A 24000-nucleotide genomic window follows, 5' to 3' on the forward strand; every position below is an offset into this window, starting at 1 on the left:
ATATTACGTCACCGCTCTGCCCCCGCACGGAATCAAGCCGTAGGCGCCGTGCGAGCGCCGTCTCGCCCCAACGGGGCGGCGCTTTGGCAACCGCAGCGGCCAGCCCTGGACGAAGATGCAGCTTGCACCATGAAAGTGGCGTAGCGGATCGGTCTCAGCGCCGTCCCGCGAGACGGCGCTCGCACGGCTTCCGCCTCACTCCTCAAAAACGAAAAACGGCCGGACCAAATGGTCCAGCCGCTCAATTCCCGCAGGAAACCCGGGATCAGGACGCGATGTAATCGGCCCGCTGCAACCCGTATTTCGCCATCTTCTCGTTCAGGGTCCGGCGTGGCAGGCACAGCTCGTCCATCACCGACGCGATGGAGCCCTTATGACGCCGCATCGTGTTGTCGATCAGCATCCGTTCGAACGCCTCGACATATTCCTTCAGCGGCTTGCCCTCGGTCGTCACCACGGCCTGCATGTCGTCATGCTCGGTCATCAGCAGCGACGCGATCGTGCCCGACCCGCGGCGCGATTGCAGCACTGCGCGTTCGGCCACGTTGATCAGCTGGCGCACGTTGCCCGGCCAGGGCGCCTGCAACAGCTGGGCGGCCTCCTGCGCGGCCACTTTGGGGGCCTCGCAGCCATATTCCTCGGAAAACTGCTCGGTGAAGGTGGTGAACAGGGTCAGCACGTCCTCGCCCCGCTGGCGCAGCGGCGGCACGGTGATGCGCAAGGCGGCCAGGCGGTAGAACAGGTCAGACCGCAGCGCATCCTCGCAGGTGCGCTCGGCCTCCTGCATGTTGCAGATGGCGACGATCCGGGTCTCGGCCGGGGTGCCCTGCTCGTTCATGGCATTCAGCAGCTTGCCCTGCACGGCGTCGGACATCGCCTCGACATCCTCCAGTACAAGAGTGCCGCCGCGGGCCTCCTCGATGGCGGGCAGCTGGCTGTCCTCGGGGTTCATCGGGCCGAACAGCCGCTTGGTCAGGGCGTCCTCGTCCATGGCGCCACAGCTGACCAGCACGAACCGCTTGCCGGCCCGCGCGCCGACCGCATGCAGCGCATGGGCGACCAGCGTCTTGCCGGTGCCGGTCTCGCCGTCGATCAGCACGTGACCGTCGGCCTGGCCCAGGTCGAGGATATCTTCACGCAGCCGCTCCATGGCCGGGGAAATCCCGATCAGCTTCTTCATCAGCTGGCCACCGTCGGACAGCTCGCGCCGCAACTGGCGGTTGTCCATGACCAGGCGGCGGGCATTCGCCGCCTTCTTGGCCAGCTTGTTCATCCGTTCCGGGTCGAATGGCTTTTCCAGGAAGTCGAAAGCGCCCAGGCGCATCGCCTCAACCGCCATGGGCACGTCGCCGTGGCCGGTGATCATGATCACGGGCAGCGCACTGTCCGATCCCATCAGCTTGCGCAGGAACTGCATCCCGTCCATGCCGGGCATCTTGATGTCGGAAATCACGATCCCGGGGTAATCGGGACCAAGCGCCTTCAACGCGTCCTCCGCGCTCGGGAAGGTTTCGGTGTCGTACCCAGACAGGGCCAGCCACTGGCTGATCGACTGGCGCATATCCTGCTCATCGTCGACGATGGCGATCTTCATGGCCTTTTGCATTTTCGTTTTCTCCGGTCTTCTACTCTGCCGCCTCGATCTCTTCGTTCAAGATAGGCAATTGTATCTCGAAAACAGCCCCACCCGCCTCTGCGTTCCGTGCGGTGAGCCGGCCGCCGAGGTCGTTGACGATCCCCGAGGAGATGGCAAGCCCCAGTCCAACCCCGTCTCCGGGCTGCTTGGTGGTGTAGAAAGGCTCGAACAGATCATCGAGGTTCTCGATCCCCGTGCCGTTGTCCCGGACGGTGATCGTGGCGGTTTCCCCGGCACTCAGGATGACATCGATCGCCGGATTCTCGACCGAGGAGGTCGCATCCAGCGCATTGCGCAACAGGTTGATCAGCACCTGTTCCAGGCGCAGCCGATCGGCCATCACCATGACCTGCCGTTCGGGCAGCGCACGGGTGATACGGACCTGTCTCTGGCGCAGCTGCGGCTCCATCATGGACAGGGCCGAGGCCAGGGAATCCCCAACGTCTACAGGGGCAAACGTGTCTCCGCCCTTGCGCGCGTAGGATTTCAGCTGGCGGGTGATCGCGCCCATCCGGCCGATCAGGTCGTCGATCCGCTGGAACGACGACAGCGCCTCTTCGGGCCGGTTGCGCCGCAGCAGCAGCGCGGCCCCGGCCAGGTAGGTCTTCATCGCGGCCAGCGGCTGGTTCAGCTCGTGGCTGACAGCCGCCGACATCTCGCCCAGGGCGGCCAGCTTCGACGATTGCGCCAGCGTCTGTTCCGCCACTTTCAGCGATTGCTGCATGCGTTCCCGCTCGGCGATTTCCCGCTGCAGCCTTTCGTTCAAGGCGCGAAGTTCCGCCGATTCCTCCTGGAAGAACGCCATGCGCAACGCGTTCTTCCGGCTCAGCGCGTAAAACGCCAGCGCCAGCAGGATGGCAAATCCCATGATTTCCAGTGCCAGAACGCCGTTCACCTTCTCGCGGACGCTGGAATAGGTGGTGAAGGACGCGATCTGCCAGCCCCGGAACGGCAGCCGCGACGACACCCGCATCACCGCCTCGCCCTTCACATAGGCATCAGCCGGCAGGACGGACCAGTCCGCGGTCGCCTGGATGGCCCGCTGGATGGCGCTGTCGGGCGGTTCGCGCACCAGCGCCGCACCCTCGGTCAGGCCGCGCCAGCGCGGTTCCGTCGCCAGGATGATGTTGCCGGTCGAGTCGGTCACCAGCACCGCGTCGGAAATCCCCGCCCAGGCCCGTTCGAATTTCTGCAGGTCGACCTCGACGACGATGACGCCGGCGGTTTCGCCCTGGCTTTCCACCTTACGCGAATAGGTAAAGCGATAGCCGATGCCCTCCCGCTCCGCGACGGTGAAGACGGTCGACGAGGATCGCAGCGCGTCGACGAAATGCCCGGTCCCGGCATGGGCCTCGCCCAGGCGGTTGCGGTCGGTCGCGGCCACGGTGCGCCCATCCCGGTCCAGCAGCATCAGCGAGGCCGCGCCGATCTCGTCGACGAAGGAAATCAGCCGCTGGGTGGATTGCGAGAAATCGTTGGAATTGAGCGCGCCGATCAGCGCCGGGTCACGGCTCAGCAACTGCGGCACGATGGAATTCCGGCGCAGCTCCGACACCAGGTTGCCGCCGTAAAGCGCCAGCCGCAGCTCGGCCCGGTTGCGGGTGTTCTGGGTGAACCGGTCGGTCAGCGCGGAATTGGTGACCCAGATCACCACCGACGCCACCAGCACGAAGATCAGCAACGCGATCCGTGTTCGCCAGGAAATCGTCCGCCGCCCGGTCACAGTGCTGCGACGGCCGGATTGCCCCAGCCCGAAACGTCCAGAATTGCCCTGCGAAGCGTCGGCCATGGCTCAGCTTACGTCACGGTCAGCCGCCGCTCAAGCGGCGCGCAACCCGGGCCGCACGGCTCAGGCGGAAACCAGCCCGCCCACGAGGTGAGTGAACATCGCCCGCCCGTCGCTGCCGCCCAGGGCCTCGTCCGCGGCGCGCTCCGGATGGGGCATCATGCCCAGGACCCGGCGATTGGCGCTCAGCACGCCCGCCACATCCCCGGCCGACCCGTTGGGGTTGTCGTTGTAGGTAAAGGCGATCCGGTCCTCGCCCTCCAGCTGGGCCAGCAGCTCCGCATCGGCCTGGTAATTGCCGTCGTGATGCGCAATCGGGATCTGCAATTCCGTGCCGGCATTCCAGGCGCGGGTGAAATCGCTGTCGCTGGTGCGCACGGTCAGCGGCACTGTGCGGCAGATGTATTTCAGGTTGGCATTGCGGATCAGCGCGCCGGGCAGGATCCGCGTCTCCGTCAGGATCTGGAACCCGTTGCAGATGCCCAGGGCATAGCCGCCCCGCTCCACATGCGCCTTCAGCGACGCGCAGATCGGCGAGTTTGCCGCGATCGCCCCGCAGCGCAGGTAATCCCCGTAAGAGAAACCGCCCGGCACGCCGACGATATCGACGCCGTCGGGCAGCGTGTCGTCCTTGTGCCAGACCATGGTCACATCGGCGCCCGCCTTCTCGAAGGCGACCTTCAGGTCACGGTCGCAGTTGGAACCCGGAAAAACGAGGATGGCGGCTTTCATGGTGGCGTCTCCTAAGACGAGAAATCCGTGATGACGGCCACGCCCGGCGGCGTTGGCCCGTTGAACGCTGCCAGTTCCGCCCCGGTCTTGGACAGCGGGATCTCGCGCGCGATAAGCGGGCTCATATCCACCTTTCCGCTCTGGATCAATCCAAGCAGCGACGGATAGCGCCACGATGGCATCCCGCGGGTGCCGTAGAGTGCGATATTGCCCTGGTAGACGGCAGACATGTTCACCTGCATCTGCGCCGTATGGCCCACGGGCATGCCCACCTGCACGTGCCGGCCCAGCGGGCGCAGGCATTCCAGCGACCCGTTCACCGTGGCCTCGATGCCAAGCGCCTCGACGCTGACATGGGCGCCGCCGCCGGTCATCTCCTTGATCTGCGCGCCGACATCGCCGCCAGAGGCATTGACCGCCGCGTCGATGCCAAGGCTCAGCGCATGGTCCAGCTTCTCCTGCACCACGTCCACGACCACCACATGCGCGCCAAGCGCCTTGCCCAGCAGCGCCGCCGACAGACCGATGCCCCCGGTGCCATGCACCGCCAGCCATTCCCCGCCCTGCAGCGCCGCGCGCCCGGTCAGCGCATGCCAGGACGTCGTCACCCGGCAGCCCAGCCCGGCGGCCAGCGTGGGCGACATGCCCTCGGGCAGGCGCGCCAGGTTGTGATCGCGCGGCACGGCGACATATTCGGCAAAGGCCCCCGGTTCGATGAAGCCCGGCAGGCGCTGGTCGAGGCAGGTGTTCTGCGCCCCCGCCTGGCATTGCGGACAGGATCCGCAGGCCAGGATGAACGGCGCCACCAGCACATCGCCTACCTGCCACTGGCTGTCCGGGCCGGTCTCGACCACCTCGCCGCAATATTCGTGCCCGCCGATCTGGCCCGGCTTCACGCGGGGATGTTCGCCCACCCAGCCGTGCCAGTCGCTGCGACAGACCCCGCAGGCCAGCACCTTCAGGATCACCCCGTCCTCGGGACAGGCCGGATAGGGCACATCCTCGATCGACAGGTCCTCGTTATAGGCTCTCAGTACCGCGGCACGCATGGATCACTCCTCCCGTATCTCCCGCGGCCAGATGACCCGGCGGCCGGCCAAAGATCAAGCGTTCCGGGCGTCAGGCAGTGTTGCCCGGCGCACGCCCCGTTAACCCGGGGCCCCCGGCAGCGGCGCACCGACGCAATACCGACGTGATACCGACGCGATGCCGATAGGCCCGCAACGCCCCGAAACCCCTGTTAACCCTGGCCGCGGGGCCGATTCGCCGGCTCCGCCGTTGCCGACCACCGCACGGTGCCCCCGCAACACCTCAGCCGACCTTGGGCGGTTCCACCTCTTCGGGCGTCACAGACGACCCCTCTGCGGGCGGAGGCCGCCGCCATTGCACCATGTCATAGAGCGCCTGCGGGCTCATCCGCTGGGCATTCGCCATGCCAAGTGCCGCGGCGCAGATCTCGGAACAGAACCACTTCGCCTCGTCATGCCGGGCCAGCGAAAACACTTGCGAGAACAGGATGCCCACGTAATCGTACCTGGCCCCTAACCTCTTGCGAATAAAGGTGACAATCTCTGCGGCGTCTGAGTTCACCTCGACCAGGTCCCAGCTTTCCACCTTCAGCGTGATGGGCTTTTCCCGCACCCCGCCATCGCGCCCCGACGACGACAGGCACAGGTGCTCCTGCCCCAATTCCGCCGGCCCCTCGATCAGCTCCACATGGCTGTAGGGCGACCGCGTGGCGAACCGGATCAGCCCGTCCTGGAGGCGGTGCCAAATGGACGATCCGCGCCCCTTGTAGAATGCCAAAGTAATCATCACGGCCCTCCGCTGCTCTGGATCAGCCTAACCGCCTTGGATCACAGGCAAAAGTAGGCCTTTCCCGACCTTTTCGGCAATTTCAGAACCGTCCTGAGACCGCGAAAAAGTTTGCTCCACTCGCGTAATACGGGCAATCTGAACGCCATGTCGAACATCCGAACCCCAGACCTCTCCGAGGCCGGAAAGTGACGCCCCGCGGCTTTGCCGAGGCGGAGTTCCTGACCCGCCTGTCCCGCGCACAAGCCGCCATGCAAACCGCTGACATCGCGGCGCTTTTCCTGACCACCGAACCCGAGATTCGCTACTTCACCGGCTTCCTCACCCGCTTCTGGGAAAGCCCCACGCGCCCCTGGTTCCTGGTCGTTCCCGCGCAGGGCGATCCCGTTGCCGTCATCCCCTCCATCGGTGGCCACCTCATGGGGCAAAGCTGGATCACCGACATCCGCACCTGGCGCGCGCCCGACTATGACGACGACGGCGTGACGCTCCTTGCCGACACGCTCGCCGAACTCACCCCCAAGGGTGCGCGCATCGGTCTGCCCAGTGGTCGCGAGACCCATCTGCGGATGCCGTTACAGGATTTTCAGCGCCTTCAGTCGCTCCTCCCGGACCGCGATTTCACCAATGATGCCAATATCATGCGCGGCTTGCGTGAAGTGAAGTCCGAAGCGGAGATCGAAAAGCTCCGCGCTGCCTGCACCATCGCCTCCGCCGCCTTTTCCAGCGTGCCGGACATCGCCAGACCGGGCATTCCCCTGGCGAAGGTCTTCCGCGACTTCCAGCGCCTCTGCCTCGCCGAAGGAGCCGATTGGGTGCCCTACCTCGCCGGCGCCGCGGCCCCCGGTGGCTATGGCGATGTGATCTCTCCGGCCGATGATCGCCCGCTGGCCAAGGGCGATGTGCTGATGCTGGATACCGGTCTGGTCCATGACGGCTACTTCTCTGATTTTGATCGCAATTTCAGCATTGGCCGGGCTTCGCCACAGGTTCGCGACGCCCATGTGAAATTGATCGAGGCGACCCAGGCCGCCTTTGCCATCGCCCGCCCCGGCGCCACCGCCGCCGACCTCTTCCACGCCATGGACCGGATCGTCACCGGCGGCGCTGGCGGGTCGGATGCCGGGCGGCTGGGGCATGGGCTGGGCATGCAATTGACCGAACCGCCCTCGCTCATCCCCGCAGATGACACGCCGCTGGTCCCCGGCATGGTGCTGACCCTCGAACCGGGGATCGAGGTCACACCGGGACGCATCATGGTGCACGAGGAAAACATCGTCATCCGAGAGACCGGGGCGGAGTGGCTGTCACTTCCCGCACCCCCTGAGATTGTCGAGATAACCTCATGACAACGCAGATTTTTCCACATGAGATCACGAAGCAGAAACCGCCCCAGATCGGCCTTGTCGTGCTGCAAACCGACGAAACGATCGAGGTCGATTTCCGCCGTCTCTTCTATGGCGGGGCAGAGCTTCTGGTGACGCGCATCCCCTCGGGCGACGAGGTGACGCCGGAAACCCTCGCCGCGATGGAGGCCCATATGGCCGACGCCGCGTCCCTGCTGCCCCCCAATACGCCCTTTGCCGCGCTCGGATATGCCTGCACCTCGGGATCGGCCCAGATCGGGCCAAAGCGCGTGGCCGAGATCCTGCGCCAGACCGTCAGCGCTGACGCCTATACCGACCCGGTCACCGCCCTGGTGGCGGCCTGTGAAACGCTGGGAATTCAACGGCTTGGCCTGTTATCTCCCTACATGGCCGCGGTGTCGGACCGGATACGCTCGGTCCTGTCAAACCGCGGGATCGAAACTCCGGTCTTCGGCACCTTCAACGTCACCAACGAAGCACGGGTGGTCCGCATCACCCCCGCCTCGATCATCCAGGCGGCGGAGATGCTGGCCGCCAAGGGCGGGATCGACGCGCTGTTTCTCAGCTGTACCAACCTGCGCACGCTCGACGTGATCCAGACGCTGGAACAGCGGCTCGAGATCCCCGTGCTCAGCTCCAACCAGGTGCTGGCCTGGCACATGGCAAAAGGGGCCGGAACGCGTCTTGCGCCCGGCCCCTGGGGTCAACTCTCTGAAAACAGGTGATTTTTCAGACCATCTCGACGGAGTAGCTTTCGATCACGGTATTGGCGAGAAGCTTCTCGCACATCTCCTTGACCGTGTCCTCGCTGGTGCCGTCGGCCAGGTCCAGTTCGATCACCTTGCCCTGGCGCACACCCTCGACCCCGTCGAAGCCGAGCGATCCGAGCGCGTGGCGCACCGCCTCGCCCTGCGGGTCCAGAACACCGTTTTTCAGCATGACATGAACACGGGCTTTCATCGCGGCACCTTTCAGTTGATCAGCGTGGGCTTGGTATGGCCGTTGGATTTGGGCATCACGCCCAGGCGTTTGGCGACTTCGGTATAGGCATCGGTCAGCGACCCCAGATCGCGGCGGAACACGTCCTTGTCCAGCTTCTGGCCGGTTTCGATGTCCCACAGGCGGCAGCTGTCAGGGCTGATTTCGTCAGCAATGATAAGACGTTGGAAGTCGCCGTCATAGACGCGGCCGATCTCGATCTTGAAATCGACCAGCTTGATCCCGACGCCGTACATCAGGCCGGACAGGTAGTCGTTCACCCGCAGCGCCAGCGCCAGGATGTCGTCCATGTCCTGCTGCGAGGCCCAACCGAAGGCGGCGATATGTTCCTCGGTGACCAGCGGGTCGCCCAGCTTGTCGTCCTTGTAGCAATATTCGACGATCGGACGCGGCAGCGCGGTGCCTTCCTCGATGCCGAGGCGCTTGGACAGCGACCCTGCGGCGAAGTTGCGCACGATGATTTCCAGCGGAATGATCTCGCAGGCGCGCACAAGTTGTTCGCGCATGTTCAGCCGCTCGATGAAATGAGTCGGCACGCCCACATTGGCCAGGCCGGTCATGAAGAACTCGCTCAACCGGTTGTTGAGCACGCCCTTGCCCTCGATCGTGGCCTTCTTCTCGGCGTTGAACGCGGTCGCATCGTCTTTGAAATATTGAACAATCGTCCCCGGCTGCGGGCCTTCGTAAAGGATCTTCGCCTTGCCTTCGTAGATTTTCTTGCGGCGTGCCATGGCTGCCCTTTCTCTGGGTCCGGAAACCGGCCCCTTCCAGTGTTGCGCCCTCTTAGTCCATGGGCGTGATTGTCGCAAGCGCGGCCCGGCCCTTGCGCGAACGCGCCGGCACGGGCATATCGGGTCCGAGGATTTTTCACGCAAGGGACACGCCATGAGCACCTTCGACGATCGCGAAAACGCATTCGAGAACAAATATGCCCATGACCAGGAGATGCAGTTCCGCGCCGAAGCGCGCCGGAACAAGCTGCTGGGCCTGTGGGCGGCAGAGCTGATGGGCAAGACCGGTGACGATGCCGCCGCCTATGCCCGCGAAGTGGTCAAGGCCGATTTCGAAGAGGCCGGCCACGAGGACGTGGTGCGCAAGGTCGCCGGCGACCTGGGCGACAAGGCCACCGCGGACGAGATCCGCGTGAAGATGGAACAGCTGCTGAAGGTCGCCAAGGGCCAGCTGGTCGACGAATGATCTGACAGCCCCATACAGGGTCTGATCGAAGGGCTGCCCCCGCCGGGGCGGCCCTTTTGCGTGTCTGCAGCGGCGAGATACCTAGAATTGCAGGCAAATCGCTGCAGCGCCCGGCGGCAGCGCCAGCAGGATAGCCCTGATCGCCTGCCCCTCCAAATTTGCAATGAATTGAGGGTTTAAGGTCCCGGTAGGACATCTCTCCTACTCCTCCTTCCCGGTGAGAGTGGAGAGATTGATGACCAGACGAACGCCCAACTGGGCGGCCGCGCAGGACGTGCGCGCCGCAACCCTGTCCCGTGCGCTGCCCCTGCGGCAGTTGCGGCTGCTGCTGCCCCTCGGGATCGGGCTGGCCTGCCTTTGGCTGCTTCAGGGACGGCTGAGCACGCTGGACATGCGCGCGGTGACGCAGGTCATCACCACGACCCATCCCGCGCAATGGCTGGCCGCCGCCGGGGCCACCGCGCTCAGTTTCTGGGCCATCGGGACCTATGACGCGGTGATGCACCGCCATCTGCGCACCGGCGTTCCGCCCCGCGTGGCGCGGATCACCGGGGCCGGGTCCGTCGCGATCGCACAGGTGCTGGGGCTTGGCCTGCTCACCGGGGCGCTGGCGCGCTGGCGGATGCTGCCGGGCGCGCGTCCGGGGATGGCGGCGGCGGTTACCGCGGCCGTTTCGGGCTCCTTCCTGGCCGCTTGGGCCCTTCTGGCTGCGGTCGCGGCCATCGCAGTGCCCGCGATCGCGATGCCCGGCCTGGCCATCCTGCTGATCGTCGGGGCCTGCCTCGCCCTGCCCGTCCTCGCGTTTCGCCATCCGGTGCTGCGCTGGCGGCGCTGGTCGCTGCGCCTGCCGACCCTCCGGGCCCTAGGGGCGATGACGCTGCTTGCCGCGCTCGACATCCTGGCCGCGGCCACCGCGTTGCATGTGCTGATGCCGGGCCATCTCTCTGTCGACTTCCTGCTGCTGCTGCCCGTCTTCACGCTCGCCATCGGCGCCGGCCTTTTCAGTTCGACGCCCGGCGGGGCCGGCCCGTTCGAGCTGACCCTGCTGGCCTGCCTGCCCGCCATCGACCAGGAGGCGCTGCTGGGCGCGGTGCTGGCGTGGCGGGTGATCTATTACGCGATCCCTGCGCTGCTGGCGCTGATCCCGCTGGCCCGTCCCTTTGCCGTCGCCGCGCGGTTGCCCTGCACGGCACGGCCTGATGCTGCGGCGCTCTCGCAGGCCTCACGCGCGGAATGCGGCGTGGCACGGCAGAACGGGGCAGAGCTGCTCTCGTCCGGCACCGACAGCGCCATCGTCGTGGAAACCGGGCAGAGCCTGACCCTGCTTTTCGATGCGTTTTCGGGCCGGGGGGATGCGTCGATGCTGCACGCGCTGCGCAGCGAGGCGGCGGAGCGGACGCTGGTGCCCGCAATATACAAATGCTCTGCCTCGCTGGCCGCCACCGCCCGGGCCGAGGGCTGGCACGTCCTGCATATCGCCGACGAGGCGGTGATCGACCCGCAGCGCTTCTCGCTCGATGGATCGCAGCACCGGCAATTGCGACGCAAGCTGCGGCATGCGGCCAAGGCGCGCGTAACGGTCAGCGAGGCCTGTCCCCGCGATGCCACCCTGCACCGGACGCTGGCCGCGATCGACCGGCACTGGGTGACCCAGCATGGCACGGCACGCGGGCTGTCCATGGGCCGGTTCGACCCCGAATACATCGCCGGGCAACGCCTTTTCCTGGCCTGGCAGGCCGGTCGTATCATCGCCTTCGTGACCTTCCACGAAGCGCGGGACGAAATGACGCTGGACCTGATGCGCCATGGGCCGGGGCAACCCGACGGCGTGATGCAGGCGCTGATCGCCGCGGGGATCGTGGCGGCCCAGAAAGAGGGTCGCATGTTCAGCCTGGCCGCCCTGCCCGCCCGCCCCGGTGGCGAGGGGCCAATCCTTGCCCGCTTGCGCAAATGGCAGGTCAGACTGACCGGCAGCGACGGCCTGATCCGCTTCAAGGAGGCCTTCGCACCGCGCCGCAAACCGCTCTACCTCGCAGCGCCAACGCTTTCAGCACTGACCCTCGCTGCGGCGGACCTGGCACGCGCCATTCAGGCCCCCGAGGGGTAGCGCCCCTTTCAACCCCGCCACGGGCACGTTATGTCAGGGGCAGACATGCGCAGGCCAAGGGGTCCGCGCTCCAGCCCGGAGGATTATATGACCGACGCTCTTTCCCGCCTGCTTGAAACCCGTGACTGGCTGATGGCCGACGGGGCAACCGGGACCAACCTGTTCAACATGGGCCTGTCGTCGGGCGATGCACCGGAATTCTGGAACGTGGATCACCCGGACCGGATCAAGCAGCTGTACTCCTACGCCGTGGATGCGGGCAGCGACATCTTCCTGACCAACACCTTCGGCGGCAACGCGTCCCGCCTGAAGCTGCATGACGGCCAGGACCGCGTGCGAGAGTTGAACCGCCTCGGGGCCGAACTGGGCCGCGAGGTCGCCGATGCGTCGGGCCGGACCGTGGTGGTCGCGGGTTCGGTCGGGCCGACCGGGGACATCATGGTGCCGATGGGGTCGCTGACCCACGAATTGGCGGTCGAGATGTTCCACGAACAGGCCGAGGGCCTGAAGGAAGGCGGCGCGGATATCCTGTGGCTGGAAACGATCTCGGCCCCCGAGGAATACAAGGCCGCGGCAGAGGCCTTTGCCCTGGCCGGCATGCCCTGGTGCGGAACCATGTCCTTCGACACGGCAGGCCGCACGATGATGGGCGTGACCTCCGAAGCGATGGTCAAGATGGTGGAGGGCCTGCCCAATCCGCCGATCGCCTATGGCGCCAATTGCGGTGTCGGCGCGGCGGACCTGCTGCGCACGGTGCTGGGCTTTGCCGCCCAGGGCGTGGAGCGTCCGATCATCGCCAAGGGCAATGCCGGTATCCCGAAATACGAGGATGGCCACATCCATTACGACGGCACGCCAGAACTGATGGGCGATTACGCGGTGATGGCCCGCGATTGCGGCGCGACGATCATCGGCGGCTGCTGCGGGACCATGCCGGAACACCTTGAAAAGATGCACGAAGCGCTGGAAACCCGGCCCCGTGGCGATCACCGCCCGACGCTTGAGGAGATCGCAGAGAAGCTTGGCGGATTCTCCTCTGCCACGGACGGGACGGGCGACGATGCCGGGCCCAAACGGTCGCGCGGCGGACGTCGCAAGAAGGCGTGAGGCCGGGCCAAGCGGCTGAGATTTTGATGGTTGAACGGCCCCGGATGACGATCCGGGGCCGTTTGCTTTTGGGCATCGCTGGGCGTCGGGGTCAGCCGCGTATCAAAGGGCCACGGCGCGGCGGCTTGCGGCCTTGGAACGCTTACTCCGGCACCAGCCGATAAACCGTCCCGCGATCTTCCGAGATGAACCACAGGTAGCCGTCCGGCCCGGTCCGCACGTCACGTACACGGCGGGTTTCCAGGCCTTCGATCTGTTCGACCTCGCGCAGGGGATCACCGGAGAGCCGCGCGATATAGTCGAATTTCAGCGCCCCGACAAAGGCATCGCCCTGCCAGTCGGACACCCGCCCATCGTAGAAGGTCATGCCCGACGGGGCGATGGAGGGGTCCCAGTAATGCACCGGCTGTTCCATGCCTTCCTTCTCCGTGCCCTCGCCGATTTCACCGCCCGAATAATGGCGCCCATATGCGATGACGGGCCAGCCGTAATTCGCGCCCTTCCGGATCAGGTTGACCTCGTCACCGCCCCGGGCACCGTGTTCGTTGACCCAAATGCGGCCCTCGCCATCCATCGCAGCGCCCTGCGGGTTGCGGTGACCGTAGGACCAGATCGCCGGTTGCGCGCCGTCCTGGCCCACGAAGGGATTGTCCGACGGGACGGAGCCATCGCGGTTCAGACGCAGAACCGACCCGTTATGCCGCGCCAGGTCCTGGGCGGCGGGGCGGTCGCCGCGCTCTCCGATCGTCATGTAGAGCTTGCCGTCCTCCCCCTCGACCAGGCGGGATCCGAAGTGCCGGCCGCCAGAGCTGCCCTCGGCCATTTCGAAAATCACCTCGGTACCCTCCAGCGTTGTGCCATCCTCAGACAGGCGCCCGACGCTGAGCGCGGTGCCCGAGCCGCCGGATTGCCGTTTCGCATGGGTCAGGTAGACCTGCCGCGTCTCGGCGAAGTCGCGCGGCACTAGGATATCGAGCAAGCCGCCCTGCCCCTGTGTCAGGATATCGGGCAAACCGTCAATGCGGCTCGCCTCACCGTCGCGCACGATCCAGAGCCGCCCTTCCTTTTCGCTGACCAGGAACCCGCCATCCGGCGGAAAGGCCACCGCCCAGGGTGTCGCGAATCCCGATGCGACGGCCTCGGCCCGCATGGTGCCGGCAGACGTGTCGAGCGCAACGGCGGAACCGGCCAGGGACAGCGCCAGGCCGCCTGCGGCCAGTGATGCGGAAACAATCTTGGAAAATGCCATGAGAAACTCCTGTTGTTGACGCTGAACTAGGGCGCGGGACGGGGCCAACAAGCCGGTCTCACGTCAACATCACGAGGCCTTTCCTTTTCGTGAAACGGCGCATAGCATCACGCCAGAACAAGGTTCCAACTAGGGAGACGAACCATGAAAAAGCTTCTTCTGGCTTCTGCCGCGATTGCCGGGCTGACCGCCACGGCACAAGCCGCAAGCCACGCCAACGAAGTCAAGATCGGCATCATCCTCGGCTTCACCGGCCCGATTGAATCGCTGACCCCCGCCATGGCCGCCGGTGCCGAGATGGCGATGAGCGAAGTGACCGAAAGCGGCATGCTGATGGACGGTGCTACCGTGACCCCGGTCCGCGCCGACAGCACCTGCGTCGATTCCGGTGCCGCCACCGCCGCCGCCGAACGTCTGATCACCTCCGAAGGGGTTAAGGGCATCATGGGCGCGGATTGTTCCGGCGTGACCGGCGCGATCCTGACCAACGTGGCCGTGGCCAACGGCATGGTCATGATCTCCCCCTCCGCGACGTCGCCGGGCCTTTCGACCGCCGAAGATGACGGCCTGTTCTTCCGCACCGCGCCCTCCGATGCCCGCCAGGGCGTCGTGATGACCGAAGTGCTGATGGATCAGGGCATCGAATCCGTTGCGGTGACCTACACCAACAACGATTACGGCAAGGGCCTTGCCGACAGCTTCCAGCAGGCGTTCGAGGCCGCGGGCGGCACCGTGACGATCTCGGCCGCGCATGAAGACGGCAAGGCCGACTATTCCGCCGAAGTGGGCGCGCTGGCCTCTGCCGGTGGCGACCGCCTTGTCGTGGCAGGCTACGTGGACCAGGGCGGCGCGGGCATCGTGCGCGGCGCGCTCGACACCGGCGCGTTCGACACGTTCCACTTCCCCGACGGGATGATCGGCGCGGCGCTCGAGGAAAACTTCGGCTCCGAGCTTGACGGCTCCACCGGCCAGGTGCCGGGCACCGACAGCCCGGGCGCAGCCCGCTTTGCCGAAGCCGTGGGCGACACCTTCGACCCGACCGGCCCCTATACCGGCGAAAGCTATGATGCCGCGGCGCTGATCATGCTGGCCATGCAGGCGGCGGGCTCCGTCGAGCCGGGCGACTACAAGACCAAGGTGATGGAAGTCGCCAACGCCCCGGGCGAGAAAATCTACCCCGGTGAGCTGGGCAAGGCGCTGGAGCTGATCGCAGCCGGCACCGATATCGACTATGTCGGCGCGACCAATGTCGAACTGATCGGCCCGGGCGAGGCCTCCGGCTCCTATCGTGAGATCGTCTTTGAAGGCGGCAAGATGGAGACGGCTGGCTATCGCTAAGTCACCGATTGTCATGGGAAACGGCCCGGTTTAAGCCCGGGCCGTTTTCAATCAGGGGACCGACGGGCCATAGAATGCCCGCACCCAAGGGGGACATGCCTTGATCACTGTCACGGATTTGCACAAGCATTTCGGCGGCTTCCATGCCGTTGACGGGGCCAGCCTGACCATTGAACCGGGAACGATCACCGGCCTGATCGGGCCGAACGGTGCCGGCAAGACGACGCTGTTCAACGTGATCGCGGGGTTGCTGAAGCCGACCTCGGGCAAGGTGACAATGGATGGCGAGGACATCACCGGCCTGCCGCCCCATGCCCTGTTCGACAAGGGATTGCTGCGCACCTTCCAGATCGCCCACGAGTTCCATTCGATGACCGTGCGCGAGAACCTGATGATGGTGCCCGCCGACCAGTCGGGCGAAACCCTCTGGAATGCCTGGTTTCATCGTGGTCGCATCGCATCCGAGGAACGCGCGCTGCGTGAAAAGGCCGATGAGGTGCTGGAATTCCTGACCATCGCGCATCTGGCCGACGAAAAGGCCGGCAACCTGTCCGGCGGGCAGAAAAAGCTGCTTGAGCTGGGCCGCACCATGATGGTCGACGCCAAGATCGTCTTCCTGGACGAGGTCGGCGCGGGCGTGAACCGGACGTTGCTGAACACGATCGGCGACGCGATCATCCGCCTGAACAAGGAACGCGGCTATACCTTCGTCGTGATCGAGCATGACATGGATTTCATCGGTCGGCTTTGTGATCCCGTCATCTGCATGGCCGAGGGCAAGGTCCTGGCCGAAGGCACGCTGGACGAGATCAAGGCCAACGAGCAGGTGATCGAGGCCTATCTGGGCACCGGGCTGAAGAACAAGGAAATGCAGGCGTGAAGCGCGGCTCGACCATTACCTTACATCTCTACGGCATTGCCCTGATATGAAACACTTTTTGACCTCCCTCACCCTGACCGCGCTACTGCCGGCCGCCGCCATGGCCTGCGAGGAGATATCGTCGAACTACAAGCTGTGTCTTGAGGGCACGCCGTGGGAAACGGCCGAGATCATGCCGAACGCCGAGGGCGCGACCTTCATCGTTCGACCCTTTGTCATGGATTACATCGAACCCTATGCGGGCCGGTCAGACGGGCCGCTGGCGGGTGACCTGGACCAGCTGAACGACTTTTTCGACTTCCCGGCGGATACGCTGGTGCTGCGTGAAAGCCTGACCGGAGAAGACGGGCGCCAGGCCGAGCTTCAGATCGACGAATTCGGCACCTTCGACGACCGGGTCTCTGCGCTGATGCTGGTCGATATCGAGGGCGTGCGCATCCAGATGCTGGTGAACGCCGATGCCGGCACCCCGGTCGAGGATATGCGCCGCATGAGCGTTGCACTGTTCGAGGCCGCCGACCTGATCTGTCCCGGCGGGTGTTATTGACATGATGCGCGGCCTGCTTCCCCTTCCTGTCCTTGCCCTGATGGCGCTGCCTGCGCTGGCGGATGCACCGCAGGATGCCTGCCTGCCGCTGACCGACATGGCAGAGCTATGCCTGCAGGACACCGACTGGGCCACGGGTTTCTGGATGCAGGGCGGCGATGGCAGCGCCCTGACGCTGGGCAATGTGACGCTGGCCATGTCGCGCGACTGGACCGGCCGCGACGCGGATGCAGAGGATCGCGAAGGCGAGATCGAGGCGGTGGTCGCTGGCGTCACCTCCTCCTACCCCGAGGCAAGGGTCATTCCGCTGGACCGGATCGACATGCCCGGTTTCGTCGTCTATCGCAGCGCCGTGGATTTCGGCGCGGATGCGGCGGGGCTCCGCGGTGCGATCTATGCGATTGCCGACGTGCCCGGCCCGGACGACCATTTCCTGCCTCTGCTGTCGGATGTCGACCTGACGGCCGACCTTTACGAGCTGCACGCCACCGCCCTGCGCGCCCTTCGGATCAAGGAGCCCGAATGACCCAACCTTTCCTGATCGGTGACCAGATGACCGGCGGTTACGGCCGCGGGCCCGACATCCTGCATGGCTGCACCATCGCGGTGAACCCCGGTGAGATCGCGGTGATCGTCGGCCCGAACGGTGCGGGCAAGTCCACGGCGATGAAGGCGCTCTTCGGGATGCTGGATGTGCGGTCGGGCCAGGTTCTGCTGGACGGACAGGATATCTCCGCGCTCAGCCCGCAGGACCGGGTGCGCCAGGGCATGGGTTTCGTGCCGCAGGTGAACAACATCTTCCCGTCGATGAGCGTTGAGGAAAACCTGGAAATGGGTGCCTTCATCCGGACCGACGATATCTCGGGCACGATGGAGCAGGTCTACACCCTCTTTCCCATCCTCAAGGACAAGCGCCGCCAGGCCGCGGGCGAATTGTCCGGCGGGCAGCGTCAGCAGGTGGCCGTGGGCCGCGCGCTGATGACGAAGCCCAAGGTGCTGATGCTGGATGAACCGACCGCCGGGGTCAGCCCGATCGTGATGGACGAACTGTTCGACCGGATCATCGAGGTCGCCCGCACCGGGCTGCCGGTTCTGATGGTCGAACAGAATGCCCGCCAGGCGCTGGAAATCGCGGATCGCGCCTATGTGCTGGTCCAGGGTGCCAATGCCCATACCGGGACGGGCAAGGAATTGCTGGCCGATCCCGAAGTGCGCCGGTCCTTCCTGGGGGGATGAGGATGAAGCTGCCCGTGCCCTTGCTGTCGCTCGCTGTTGCCGGCCTCGCCGCTATGCCCGCTTGGTGCGAAGGCGCGCGGATGATGCTGGATTGCACCGCCGTGACCAGCTGCACCCAGACCGGCACCTGCAATGAGGCGTCCCGGCCCTACGCGATCACCATTGCTCCGCAGGACATCGACGTGGATGGCGCCGGCAGCTACGCGATCACCATCAGCGAGACCAGTCACGACGCCAAAGGTTTCGCCCGGACAGGCCCGTTCCACTGGCAGGTGGGCGATTACGGGCTGCACACGCTGACCCTGACTGGCGAGGCGACCGCGCTGATGATCCGCCAGGACACGACGCCCAATGGCACCGTCGCGCCCCGCGCCGACATAGACTTCCTGCAATGCGAGGTGACGTTTTGACCTCTGTGACCCATCCTGAAGAAAGGGCCGACACATGGACGCGCTGAATGCGATCGTCGCCTTTTCCAACTTCGTCATGGTTCCGGCGCTGGCCTATGGCGCGCAGCTGGCGCTTGGCGCGCTCGGGGTGACGCTGATCTACGGGATCCTGCGGTTTTCCAACTTTGCCCATGGCGACACCATGGCCTTCGGCACGATGTCGGTGATCCTGTTCACCTGGCTGTTCCAGGGCTGGGGACTGTCGCTCGGGCCGCTTCCGACCGCCCTATTGGCGCTGCCCTTCGGCATCGCGCTCTGCGCGGTGCTGGTGTTGGGAACAGACCGGGTGGTCTACCGGTTCTACAGGGCGCAGAAGGTCAAGCCTGTGGTGCTGGTGATCGTGTCGATGGGCGTGATGTTCGTGACCAACGGGCTGGTGCGTTTCATCATCGGCCCCGATGACCAGCGCTTTGCCGATGGCGAACGCTTCCTGATCTCGGCCCGCACGTTCAAGCAGATGACGGGCCTCGATGAAGGGCTGGCGATCAAGACGGGCCAGGCGCTGACGCTGGTGATCGCGGTGATCGCCGTGGCGCTGCTGTTCTGGTTCCTGAACCACACCCGCACCGGCAAGTCGATGCGAGCGTATTCCGATAACGAGGACCTGGCGCTGCTGTCGGGCATCAACCCGGAAAAGGTCGTCATGGTCACCTGGCTGATCGTCGCCGCGCTGGCCACCGTGGCCGGCACGCTTTACGGGCTCGACAAGTCGTTCAAACCGTTCACCTATTTCCAGCTGCTTCTGCCGTTCTTTGCGGCCGCCATCGTCGGCGGGCTGGGATCTCCGCTCGGGGCGATCGTGGGCGGATTTGTCATCGCCTTTTCCGAGGTGATGATCACCTATGCCTGGAAAAAGGTGCTGGGCTACCTGATGCCCGAAAGCCTTGAGCCGTCGGGCCTCGTCCAGCTTCTTTCCACCGATTACAAGTTCGCGGTCTCGTTCGTGATCCTGCTTGTGGTCCTGTTGTTCCGCCCCACGGGGCTATTCCGGGGGAAAGCCGTATGAAACTGCGCGATGCCGGATTGTTCGCTCTCGTGGCGCTGCTGATCGTCCTGACGGGCGTGATGCAAAGCTGGAACCTGGCCCTTCAGGTGCTGAACATGGGGCTGATCTCGGCGATCATGGCCCTGGGTGTGAACCTGCAATGGGGCTTTGCGGGCCTGTTCAACGTGGGCGTGATGGGCTTTGTCGCGCTTGGCGGGCTGGCCGTTGCGATCACCGCCATGCCGCCCGTGCCGGAGGCCTGGAGCGCCGGTGGCGCGCGTGTGCTGCTGGCCATGGTCGTGGCCGGTGCCACCATCGCCGGCGCGGTCGCCATCTGGCGGAAACGGCCGAAGGCGCGCGGCTGGCTGGTCGCGGCTCTGATCGTGGTCGGGTTCATCTTCTACCGGTTCCTCTTCGACCCGGCCCGCGATGCGATCGAGGCGGTGAACCCCGCGCTGCAGGGCAATCTGGGCGGCCTGGGCATCCCGGTGCTTCTGGCCTGGCCGATCGGCGGGCTGCTGGCGGCGGGCGCGGCCTGGCTGATCGGCAAGACTGCCCTGGGCCTGCGGTCGGATTACCTGGCCATCGCGACGCTCGGCATTGCCGAGATCATCATCGCGATCATGAAGAACGAGGATTGGCTGGCCCGTGGCGTGAAGAACGTGATCGGCATCCCCTCGCCCCTGCCCTCGGCCATCGAGTTGCAGCAGGGCGAAGGCTTTGCCGAACGCGCCGCCAGCTGGGGCGCCGATCCGGTCACCGCCTCCACCATTGCGGTCAAGCTGGGCTATGCCGGGCTGTTCGCCGCCGTGCTGATCATCCTGCTGGTCCTGATGCAGCTGGCGCTGAATTCGCCGTGGGGGCGCATGATGCGCGCGATCCGGGACAATGAAACCGCGGCCGAGGCCATGGGCAAGAACGTCACCAAGCGGCACCTGCAGATCTTCGTTCTGGGCTCTGCCATCTGCGGCATTGCCGGGGCGATGATGACGACGCTGGACGGGCAGCTGACGCCGGGCACCTACCAGCCGCTGCGCTTCACCTTCCTGATCTGGGTGATGGTGATCGTCGGCGGGTCCGGCAACAATTACGGCGCGGTGCTGGGCGGGTTCCTCGTCTGGTTCCTCTGGGTTCAGGTAGAGCCGATGGGCCAATGGCTGATCGGCACGCTGACCTCGGGCCTGCCCGAGGGCGACCTGAAGCAGCACCTGCTGGGCAGCGCCGCCTATATGCGGCTGTTCACCATGGGGGTGCTGATGCTGATCGTGCTGCGCTTCTCGCCCCGCGGCCTGATCCCGGAGCGCTGAGCCATGGCCATGCCCCGTACCGCCACCACCTTTGCGCCTCCGGTCATGGAAGCCCGCCGCTGGCTGGCAGAGGCCGATCTGCCCGCCGACATGCCGCTCATCAACGTGAGCCAGGCGGCACCGGTCGATCCGCCGCCACAGGCCCTGCGCGCCGAGATCGCGCGCCTCGCGCTGGAGGAACCGCAGGCGCACCTCTATGGCCCCGTGCTGGGCCTGCCCGATCTGCGGCAGGAGGTCGCCAACCAATGGTCCGCCGCCTATGGCGGGTCGATCGATGCGCCGCAGGTCGCCATCACCTCGGGCTGCAACGAGGCGTTCTGCGCCACCATCGCGACCCTGCTGGCCGAAGGCGACGAGGTAATCCTGCCGACGCCCTGGTATTTCAACCACAAGATGGCGCTGGACATGATCGGCGCGACATCTGTCGCGCTGCCGACAGGGCCATCGCTGGTCCCCGATGCCGAGGATGCGGCGCAGCTGATCACCGAGCGCACCCGGGCCATCGCGCTGGTGTCGCCCAACAATCCCGCCGGGGTCGAATACCCGCCCGAGGTGCTGTCGGCCTTTTTCGAGCTGTGCCAGGCGCGCGGGATCGCCCTGATCCTCGACGAGACCTATCGCGATTTCCATTCCTCCACGCAGGCGCCGCATGACCTGTTCACCCGGCCCGGTTGGGAGGAGACGCTGATCCAGCTTTACTCCTTCTCCAAGGCGTACCGACTGACCGGGCACCGGGTGGGCGCCATGGTCGCGGGTCGTGAACGGCTGGCGGAGGTCGAGAAATACCTCGACACCGTCACCATCTGCCCGGCCCAGCTGGGGCAGTTCGCGGCGCTGTGGGGGATGCGGAACCTGCAGCAATGGCTGGCCGGCGAACGCGCCGAGATCCTGGCGCGCGGCGAGGCGATCCGCAGCGGCTTTGGCCCGCTGGCGGACAAGGGATGGACCTTGCTGGGGGCCGGGGCCTATTTCGCCTATCTTCGGCATCCGTTCGACCAGCCCTCGGACGTGATCGCCCAGCGGCTGGTGTCGGAGGCCGGGATCCTGATGCTGCCCGGCACGATGTTCACCCCCGAGGGCGACGCCGCGGGCCAGGCGCAGATGCGGGTGGCCTTTGCCAATCTCGACGCCGACGGGATCGCCGGATTCATCGACCGCCTCGCCAATTGGACCGCCTAGTCCAGCCGCCAGCGCCAATGTGAGCCGCGCGGCCCTTGCCCCTGCCGCACAGGGGCACTAGACAGTTCCGGCATTGGCCCAGCACGATCATGACACCACGATCAGCATGGGGATCAAGGCGCAGGCAAAGCGCACCAAGGAGGAGCGGCACATCATGGCGGCAAGCAAGGGCAGCAAGGTAGCGATCTGGATCCTGATGGGTCTGTTGATCCTCGGGCTGGGCGGGTTCGGCGCAACGAACTTCTCCTCCACCGTGCGCAGTGTCGGGTCGGTCGGCGATCAGGATATCTCCACCATGGAATACGGCCGCGCCCTTCAGGAAGAAATGCGCGCGATCGAGTCGCAGATGGGCCAGTCGCTGTCCTTCGAACAGGCGCAGGCCTTCGGTTTGCCGGGCCGTACGCTGTCCCGTCTCGTGGCCGATGCGTCACTGGACAACGAGGCCGAGCGGATCGGCCTGTCCGTGGGTGACGAGATCCTCGGCCAGCAATTGCAGAACATCCCCGCCTTCCGCGGTATCGACGGCAATTTCGACCGCGAAACCTATTCCTTCGCCCTCGACCGCGCAGGCATGTCCGAGACGGAGTTCGAGAACTCCCTGCGGGACGAAACCGCGCGCACCCTGCTGCAAGGCGCCGTCGTTTCGGGCAAGGCTCTGCCCGACAGCTATATCGACACGATGCTGACCTACCTGGCCGAACGCCGCCGCGTGACCTGGGCACGGGTGTCGAGCGACGAGATCACCGGCCCGACCTTCGATCCATCCGAGGAAGACCTGCGCACGCTCTACGAGAACGAGATCGACCGCTTTACCCTGCCCGAGCGCAAGATCATCACCTATGCTTGGCTGACGCCCGAGATGATCCTGGACGATGTCGAACTGGACCCGGCCCTGATCGAAGAGGAATACGAGGCGCGTTCGGCGGACTTCAACAAACCGGAACGCCGCCTTGTCGAACGTCTGGTCTATGCCAATGACGACGCCGCGCAGGAGGCCGCAACGCGGCTGGAAAAAGGCGAGGTCGGGTTCGAGGACCTGGTGCTGGAACGCGGTCTGGTGCTGGCCGATATCGACATGGGCGACGTGACCCAATCCCAGCTGGGCGAAGCCGGTGAGGCCGTCTTTGCCGCCGAAAGCGGCGATGTCGTGGGGCCCGAGCAGACCAACCTCGGCCCGGCCCTGTTCCGCATCAACGGCATCCTGTCGGCCGAAGTCACCCCGCTGGAAGACGCGCAAGCGATGATCCGCGAAGAGCTGGCCTTCGACCGCGCCAGCCGCCGCGTCTCGGCCGAGGCAGAGCCTGTCGAAGACCTTCTGGCCGCCGGCGCCACGCTCGAAGAGCTGGCCCAGGAAACCGACATGCAGCTGGACAGCGTCGAATGGGCCGAGGGCCAGACCGAGGGCATCGCGTCCTATGAAGGTTTCGAAGCGGCGGCCAAAGCCCTGCAAGAAGGCGATTTTCCCGAAGTCATGCAGCTGACCGATGGCGGCATCTTCGCGATGCGCCTGGACGAGGTGATCGCGCCGGAACCGGCCCCCTTCGACGATGTCCGCGACCGTGTGCTGAACATCTGGGAAACCCGCCGCAACATGGAACGCCTGAATGCCGTAGCCGATGACTACATCGCCAAGCTGGGCGAAGCGGCCGATTTCGCGTCCCTCGGGCTGGAAGCGCAGACCGAAGAAGCCCTGATCCGCGACAGCGACGTTCTGGGCACGCCTCCGGAATTCGTCACCCGCGCCTTCCAGATGCAACCCGGCGAGATTTCCAAGGTCGATGCCTTCGGGTCCGTCCTGATCCTGAAGCTTGACGAGATCCTGCCGCCTAACCTGGAAGACCCGGACACCGCCGCGCTGCGTGACAACCTGCAACAGCGTCTGTCGACCTCCGTGTCGCAGGACATCTACCGCGCCTTCGCCGAAGATGCCCGGACCCGTGCCGGCGTCGATATCGACCAGACGGCGATCAACGCGGTGCACGCGAATTTCCAGTAACGGCGCGGAATTCCGCAGCACGCCGTTTCCAAACCTTCCAATGCCGCCCGCCACCCTTTCCGGCGGGCGGTTCGCGTTCTAGTGTCTG

General features: G+C 65.6%; 23 protein-coding genes. 15 read left to right on the forward strand and 8 right to left on the reverse strand.

Features of this window, described 5'->3' with window-relative positions; genetic code table 11:
• Positions 1–265 precede the first annotated feature (265 nt).
• The 5 genes from ATO9_RS08025 to ATO9_RS08045 all read right to left on the reverse strand — a co-directional run bounded on the left by ATO9_RS08025 (position 266) and on the right by ATO9_RS08045 (position 5969).
• On the reverse strand, positions 266–1606 hold the full coding sequence (locus ATO9_RS08025) for a sigma-54-dependent transcriptional regulator (RefSeq protein WP_043747469.1): 1341 nt from the start codon (positions 1604–1606) through the stop codon (positions 266–268).
• A 19-nt stretch (positions 1607–1625) separates the two neighbouring features.
• Positions 1626–3425, reverse strand: a complete 1800-nt coding sequence (locus tag ATO9_RS08030; protein ID WP_081979498.1) for a sensor histidine kinase — start codon at positions 3423–3425, stop codon at positions 1626–1628.
• Positions 3426–3485: 60 nt separating this feature from the next.
• Complete coding sequence (gene purQ, locus ATO9_RS08035; RefSeq protein ID WP_043747470.1) at positions 3486–4154, reverse strand: phosphoribosylformylglycinamidine synthase subunit PurQ; 669 nt, start codon at positions 4152–4154, stop codon at positions 3486–3488.
• Positions 4155–4165: 11 nt separating this feature from the next.
• Entirely contained in the window at positions 4166–5203 is a 1038-nt protein-coding gene (locus ATO9_RS08040) for a zinc-binding dehydrogenase (protein WP_043747471.1), read from the reverse strand.
• Positions 5204–5465: 262 nt separating this feature from the next.
• Entirely contained in the window at positions 5466–5969 is a 504-nt protein-coding gene (locus ATO9_RS08045; RefSeq protein ID WP_052418185.1) for a hypothetical protein, read from the reverse strand.
• A gap of 188 nt (positions 5970–6157) precedes the next feature.
• Here ATO9_RS08045 and ATO9_RS08050 point away from each other — a divergent pair, with 188 nt between their 5' ends.
• On the forward strand, positions 6158–7318 hold the full coding sequence (locus ATO9_RS08050; RefSeq protein WP_043747472.1) for a M24 family metallopeptidase: 1161 nt from the start codon (positions 6158–6160) through the stop codon (positions 7316–7318).
• Complete coding sequence (locus tag ATO9_RS08055; protein WP_043747473.1) at positions 7315–8061, forward strand: maleate cis-trans isomerase family protein; 747 nt, start codon at positions 7315–7317, stop codon at positions 8059–8061. Before ATO9_RS08050 ends, ATO9_RS08055 begins: the two co-directional genes overlap by 4 nt.
• Before the next feature lie 4 nt (positions 8062–8065).
• Here the strand turns inward: ATO9_RS08055 and purS are convergent, their stop codons facing one another.
• A complete protein-coding gene (gene purS, locus ATO9_RS08060; protein ID WP_043747474.1) occupies positions 8066–8296 on the reverse strand; it encodes a phosphoribosylformylglycinamidine synthase subunit PurS in 231 nt (76 codons plus the stop codon).
• Between the two features lie 11 nt (positions 8297–8307).
• Entirely contained in the window at positions 8308–9066 is a 759-nt protein-coding gene (purC, locus tag ATO9_RS08065) for a phosphoribosylaminoimidazolesuccinocarboxamide synthase (protein ID WP_043747475.1), read from the reverse strand.
• Positions 9067–9220: 154 nt separating this feature from the next.
• Here purC and ATO9_RS08070 point away from each other — a divergent pair, with 154 nt between their 5' ends.
• The 3 genes from ATO9_RS08070 (at position 9221) to bmt (ending at position 12746) form a co-directional block, all read left to right on the forward strand.
• Positions 9221–9532 carry a DUF1476 domain-containing protein gene (locus ATO9_RS08070; protein WP_043747476.1) on the forward strand — a complete coding sequence of 104 codons (312 nt, stop codon included), beginning with the start codon at positions 9221–9223 and terminating at the stop codon, positions 9530–9532.
• A gap of 235 nt (positions 9533–9767) precedes the next feature.
• Positions 9768–11639 carry a phosphatidylglycerol lysyltransferase domain-containing protein gene (locus ATO9_RS08075; protein WP_052418186.1) on the forward strand — a complete coding sequence of 624 codons (1872 nt, stop codon included), beginning with the start codon at positions 9768–9770 and terminating at the stop codon, positions 11637–11639.
• A gap of 87 nt (positions 11640–11726) precedes the next feature.
• Positions 11727–12746, forward strand: coding sequence for a betaine--homocysteine S-methyltransferase (gene bmt, locus ATO9_RS08080; RefSeq protein ID WP_043747477.1), 1020 nt, complete (start codon positions 11727–11729; stop codon positions 12744–12746).
• A gap of 142 nt (positions 12747–12888) precedes the next feature.
• On the opposite strand, the gene ATO9_RS08085 is transcribed toward bmt, so the two are convergent.
• Entirely contained in the window at positions 12889–13995 is a 1107-nt protein-coding gene (locus ATO9_RS08085; protein WP_043747478.1) for a PQQ-dependent sugar dehydrogenase, read from the reverse strand.
• A 144-nt stretch (positions 13996–14139) separates the two neighbouring features.
• On the opposite strand from ATO9_RS08085, the gene ATO9_RS08090 reads away from it, so the two are divergent.
• The 10 genes from ATO9_RS08090 to ATO9_RS08135 all read left to right on the forward strand — a co-directional run bounded on the left by ATO9_RS08090 (position 14140) and on the right by ATO9_RS08135 (position 23912).
• Positions 14140–15333, forward strand: a complete 1194-nt coding sequence (locus ATO9_RS08090; protein WP_043747479.1) for an ABC transporter substrate-binding protein — start codon at positions 14140–14142, stop codon at positions 15331–15333.
• A 100-nt stretch (positions 15334–15433) separates the two neighbouring features.
• Positions 15434–16213 (forward strand): ABC transporter ATP-binding protein, encoded by a 780-nt coding sequence (locus ATO9_RS08095; protein ID WP_043747480.1) that lies wholly within the window; start codon positions 15434–15436, stop codon positions 16211–16213.
• Positions 16214–16271: 58 nt separating this feature from the next.
• On the forward strand, positions 16272–16760 hold the full coding sequence (locus tag ATO9_RS08100) for a hypothetical protein (RefSeq protein ID WP_162183062.1): 489 nt from the start codon (positions 16272–16274) through the stop codon (positions 16758–16760).
• Position 16761: 1 nt separating this feature from the next.
• Positions 16762–17286, forward strand: coding sequence for a hypothetical protein (locus tag ATO9_RS08105; RefSeq protein WP_043747482.1), 525 nt, complete (start codon positions 16762–16764; stop codon positions 17284–17286).
• Complete coding sequence (locus tag ATO9_RS08110) at positions 17283–17996, forward strand: ABC transporter ATP-binding protein (RefSeq protein ID WP_043747483.1); 714 nt, start codon at positions 17283–17285, stop codon at positions 17994–17996. The genes ATO9_RS08105 and ATO9_RS08110 overlap by 4 nt, the downstream gene beginning before the upstream one ends.
• A 2-nt stretch (positions 17997–17998) precedes the next feature.
• The gene (locus ATO9_RS08115; RefSeq protein WP_043747484.1) at positions 17999–18406 is read left to right on the forward strand and encodes a hypothetical protein; all 408 of its coding nucleotides are present in this window, start codon (positions 17999–18001) and stop codon (positions 18404–18406) included.
• Between the two features lie 34 nt (positions 18407–18440).
• On the forward strand, positions 18441–19451 hold the full coding sequence (locus ATO9_RS08120; RefSeq protein ID WP_043747485.1) for a branched-chain amino acid ABC transporter permease: 1011 nt from the start codon (positions 18441–18443) through the stop codon (positions 19449–19451).
• Positions 19448–20737, forward strand: a complete 1290-nt coding sequence (locus ATO9_RS08125; protein ID WP_202902118.1) for a branched-chain amino acid ABC transporter permease — start codon at positions 19448–19450, stop codon at positions 20735–20737. Before ATO9_RS08120 ends, ATO9_RS08125 begins: the two co-directional genes overlap by 4 nt.
• 3 nt (positions 20738–20740) lie before the next feature.
• Positions 20741–21916, forward strand: coding sequence for an aminotransferase (locus ATO9_RS08130; RefSeq protein ID WP_043747486.1), 1176 nt, complete (start codon positions 20741–20743; stop codon positions 21914–21916).
• 73 nt (positions 21917–21989) lie between these two features.
• Positions 21990–23912 carry a peptidylprolyl isomerase gene (locus tag ATO9_RS08135; protein ID WP_238318695.1) on the forward strand — a complete coding sequence of 641 codons (1923 nt, stop codon included), beginning with the start codon at positions 21990–21992 and terminating at the stop codon, positions 23910–23912.
• The last annotated feature ends 88 nt before the right edge of the window (positions 23913–24000 follow it).

It is taken from the genome of Pseudooceanicola atlanticus (assembly GCF_000768315.1).
GTDB classification, from domain to species: domain Bacteria; phylum Pseudomonadota; class Alphaproteobacteria; order Rhodobacterales; family Rhodobacteraceae; genus Pseudooceanicola; species Pseudooceanicola atlanticus.